Source organism: Acinetobacter sp. 40AMC3-4, from assembly GCF_049898185.1.
GTDB lineage: Bacteria > Pseudomonadota > Gammaproteobacteria > Pseudomonadales > Moraxellaceae > Acinetobacter.
Genome location: NZ_JAFCXG010000029.1, coordinates 1 through 2,162 on the forward strand (window position 1 = coordinate 1; position 2,162 = coordinate 2,162).

Genomic DNA, 2,162 nt, shown 5'->3' on the forward strand with positions numbered 1-2,162 from the left:
TACATTTGCATTGATACGTTGTTTTAGTGAAATAATTTTTTTTTGTTGATCACTTCGAAGTAAGAGAGCTTCTGCTAATTTCATTTTTCACCTATTAACCAATTAGAATTAAGTTTTAAACAGCTTATATCCTCATTCTTTAAAGATCAAAAAAATTGCTTTTTTATCTAACTAAAAGGTGTCTACAAAATCGGTAGCTATTCATTTTTTAAATTTTAAGCCTAGACCAGAGTCTAGGTTTTTTCATTTCGTATAACAGCCATTATCTTAAATGGGAGGGGGAGATTAAGCTAAAATTAGGGTTTTAATTTAGAGAAAGTAATGTCTCAGATAAAAATTTATGCTTTAGATGAAACTATAGAATTACATCGTGATAATTTAAGTAAAGCTATCCATCAGGCTTTAGTTAAAGAATTAAAATACCCTGAAGAAAAAAGGTTTCAACGTTTTATTCCACTAGAATCCAAAAATTTTATATATCCAGCAGACCGCAGTACATCTTATATAATTATTGAAATTTCCATGTTCGATGGACGAACAAAAGAGACTAAAAAAGCATTTATTAAGACTCTATTCGAAAATATAAACAATCTATGCGGTATTGATTCAAATGATGTTGAGATAACTATATTTGAAACTCCTAAAGAAAACTGGGGCATTAGAGGGGAAAATGCGGATGAACTACAGTTAAATTATCAGGTAAGTGTTTAAATTTCCTAAAATTAACATAATACACGTTATGCGAAATTAGAAAAATGAGTTTATTGCACTGATATTTATCTGTTTTTTAAATTTTAGACCTGGGTTGGTGCCCAGGTTTTTTTATTGCGTAAAACAGCCATTATGTTAAATCGCATATAAAAAATTTGACATAAATTAAATTTTATACAATTATATTGCACACAATATATTATTTAAAGGTAATTAAAATGAGTAATCTTTATTCTACCCAAGTTAAAGCAATCGGTGGACGTTCAGGGAATATTCGTAGTGAAGATGGTATCTTAGAACTAAAATTAGCTTTGCCAAAAGAATTAGGTGGTCGAGGTGATGCAACGAATCCTGAGCAATTATTTGCAGCTGGCTATGCTGCATGCTTTGGAAATGCCGTGATCCATGTAACTCGTAGCAATAAAGAACATAAAATCCGTGATAACGATGTAGAAGTCCTGAGTACTGTTGGCATGGTTGCTAATGGCAATGGTGGATTTTCCTTAACAGTACACTTAGATGTCACTCTTTCAGGTATTTCACAAGCTGATGCAGAGAAGATCGTGGAACAAACGCATCAAGTATGTCCTTATTCCAACGCTATTCGAGGTAATATACAGGTATCGACCACTGTCTATACCAAATAAAAAGCTATGTCCAAGAATCAGCTTTGCCTAGATGAGCAACTATGTTTTCCTATTTATGCTGCATCTAATTTAATCGTAAAAGCTTATCGCCCTTTTCTTACACCTCTCGGACTCACTTATCCTCAATATTTAGTGATGTTGGTTTTATGGGAAAAAGAATGTGTAAGTGTGGGTGATCTTGGACAAATTTTACACCTGGATAGTGGGACACTAACGCCCTTACTAAAAAGAATGGAAAAGTCTGAACTTATTAATCGATCACGTGATCCTAATGATGAAAGAAGAGTCCTTATTTCATTAAAAGAAAAGGGTCGAGAGCTACGAGCTGCCGCAGAAATGATTCCTAAAGAGCTGACTCAAAGTATTCAACTTGAAAATTTAAATAAACTAAAAGAAGAATTAAAGTCATTGGTTAAAGTGTTATCAGAGAAAATTTAAGAAATCTTATTATCTGGTGATATGAGTCACTATGATTCTGAAAATTAATTAATTTTTCTAAAATTAACATAATACACCTTATACGAAATGTGTTATAATTCTCTTGAAAATTCAACGCTGTAGTTCCTAGTTGATAGCCCGAACATCCCTGTTCGGGCTTTTTTTATGATTTTTCACGTTCCACGCCTATTCTTTGACCAATGTTTCACGACTTTGTTCATATTAGTTAAACAATCGTGGTTAATCAGGCACTGTTGCAAATAGAGATTTGAGTCGATGATGTTTCCTTTAAAAAGTACTTAGAGACCGAAAACCCTGTTGATTAGACACACTTCACCCTGAGGCTGACCATAATAAAATGACGAT

At 32.8% G+C, this 2,162-nt stretch carries 3 protein-coding genes and 1 pseudogene; 3 read left to right on the top strand and 1 reads right to left on the bottom strand.

What is annotated here, in order from left to right:
* Positions 1 to 84, bottom strand: a pseudogene (locus tag ACP7BU_RS15290) (DIP1984 family protein); the annotation flags it as partial.
* Between the two features lie 237 nt (positions 85 to 321).
* Here ACP7BU_RS15290 and ACP7BU_RS15295 point away from each other — a divergent pair.
* The 3 genes from ACP7BU_RS15295 to ACP7BU_RS15305 all read left to right on the top strand — a co-directional run bounded on the left by ACP7BU_RS15295 (position 322) and on the right by ACP7BU_RS15305 (position 1,796).
* Positions 322 to 711 (top strand): tautomerase family protein, encoded by a 390-nt coding sequence (locus ACP7BU_RS15295; protein ID WP_034171729.1) that lies wholly within the window; start codon positions 322 to 324, stop codon positions 709 to 711.
* A gap of 218 nt (positions 712 to 929) precedes the next feature.
* Positions 930 to 1,358 carry an organic hydroperoxide resistance protein gene (locus ACP7BU_RS15300; RefSeq protein WP_005108699.1) on the top strand — a complete coding sequence of 143 codons (429 nt, stop codon included), beginning with the start codon at positions 930 to 932 and terminating at the stop codon, positions 1,356 to 1,358.
* Between the two features lie 6 nt (positions 1,359 to 1,364).
* Positions 1,365 to 1,796 carry a MarR family winged helix-turn-helix transcriptional regulator gene (locus ACP7BU_RS15305; RefSeq protein WP_005108698.1) on the top strand — a complete coding sequence of 144 codons (432 nt, stop codon included), beginning with the start codon at positions 1,365 to 1,367 and terminating at the stop codon, positions 1,794 to 1,796.
* Positions 1,797 to 2,162: the final 366 nt, after the last annotated feature.

What these genes read in the sequence shown, in the direction of transcription:
- ACP7BU_RS15295 (WP_034171729.1), top strand. Translation starts at nt 322, where the DNA reads ATGTCTCAGATAAAAATTTATGCTTTAGATGAAACTATAGAATTACAT.
- ACP7BU_RS15300 (WP_005108699.1), top strand. Translation starts at nt 930, where the DNA reads ATGAGTAATCTTTATTCTACCCAAGTTAAAGCAATCGGTGGACGTTCA.
- ACP7BU_RS15305 (WP_005108698.1), top strand. Translation starts at nt 1,365, where the DNA reads ATGTCCAAGAATCAGCTTTGCCTAGATGAGCAACTATGTTTTCCTATT.